The sequence below is a fragment of the Escherichia sp. AM3 genome (genome assembly GCF_032029835.1).
Taxonomy (GTDB): Bacteria; Pseudomonadota; Gammaproteobacteria; order Enterobacterales; family Enterobacteriaceae; genus Escherichia; species Escherichia coli.
Window position 1 is genome coordinate 1 of record NZ_JAVUPQ010000280.1, and the last position, 1,557, is coordinate 1,557.

Here is a 1,557-nt window from a genome sequence, read left to right on the forward strand (position 1 = left end):
GGCGGCAAGACGGGCTTTTTCTGCCATCATCGCCATGAATGCGGCACCTTCCTTCCCTGACGGCGCATCGCTGGTCAGCGAATAATGCTCACATTCCAGGCGGATTCTGGCGGGATTGCTGTACGCTCCACTGCCAAATACATTCAGACAGAGTGTCCATGCCAGAAGTGCCAGGGATTTGTCTGATTGCTGCATCAGTGCCGCCTGGACTGCCAGCGTGCGCTCTGAGGACATTTTCGTCAGCAGCGGCAGACTGATTTCCTCCACTGAGGCTTTCTCCTGCACCTGTTCCGTGCGGTAATCGTTATCAGCCACATCATCCTCACTGCGCAACTGCACACCACGCTGGACACACACGTTGCCATAACGCCAGGACACCACCACGCCACTTCCGGCACGCATCTCCGGCGTCCACGCCCTGACCTTCGCCATGCAGCGCATCAGCTTCATTTCGGCTTCCAGCAGGTCGGATTCCTCACACTGGTTTTCCAGCGCATCGTAACGTGCCATCAGTTCGTTCAGGCGTTCTTCTTCTGCCTCCGTCAGCACCGCTTCCGGCTCCGGCAGACTGCGGTATGTTCCGGCATCCTCACGGCAGAAACCAACAGGCTCCATACGTCCGGCGCACCATTCCCAGCCTTCGGCTTCCCGAAGGTGTTCGGCGACAGCCTGGAGTTTTTCCAGCAGGGCGGCATCGAGCGCCACGCAGTCCACATAGCCACCCTCGTCGTCACTGAACAAATCGGTGCGCAGTTCATCTGGCGAGAAGGTATCAGCCCCCACGAAGCGGAATTTACTGTTCCCTGCCACCGCCACTTCACTTTCGGTCACCAGACGACGAATGGTCTGTACTTCCGGTTTACCGCCCCATCCCGACTGACAGGCGGCTTCAAACACCTGCACCTGACGCGCGGTGTCGTTCTCCAGCGCCAGCGCCTGACAGTGCTCGGTGGTGATGCGGTCTTCTGCCAGCGCATCGAGGATGACAGGCGCAAGGTCTGCCAGTTTCAGCATTCGCTGAACGTGGCGGGGTGAATAGCCCAGCAAATCACCGATTTGTGCAGGCGTTTTGCCTTCCTGCGCCATTGCGCGGAATCCGGCAATCTGTTCGGCAGGGTGCATATCCCGACGATGACCGTTCTCGGTCATTGATGCGGCAGTCGCCAGCTCCTGCGGAATAATTTTTACGCGGACAGGCCAGTCAGCCGGAATGATTCCACGCTCTGCCAGCATGTTGAGTGCTGCCAGTCTGCGACCACCTGCGGCGACACCGTAACGGTCACCAGGCAGGGCATGAACAACCAGATTCTGCAGCAGGCCGACTCCCTTAATGGAATCAGCCAGTTCACTGACGGACTCCGCAGAATACGGCACCGTGCGCACATTCAGCGGTGATTTAATCAGTGAGGCCAGCGGCACGCTCACTTCCTCCGTCTGCGCCAGCAGGGCAGACAGGACTGTTTCCTGCGTTTTTGCAGATTTACGGCTTGCTTTGCGGGTGGTTTCTGGTTCACACTTCGTTACAGGCATAATCATCCCCTTATAATTGCTTATGTC

General features: G+C 57.9%; 1 protein-coding gene. It reads right to left on the minus strand.

Annotation, left to right across the window (positions count from 1 at the left end):
• Positions 1–1,530, minus strand: a 1,530-nt coding sequence (locus tag RTW80_RS25095) for a ParB/RepB/Spo0J family partition protein (RefSeq protein WP_312720764.1), incomplete at its 3' end; no start/stop codon positions are given.
• Between the last annotated feature and the right edge of the window lie 27 nt (positions 1,531–1,557).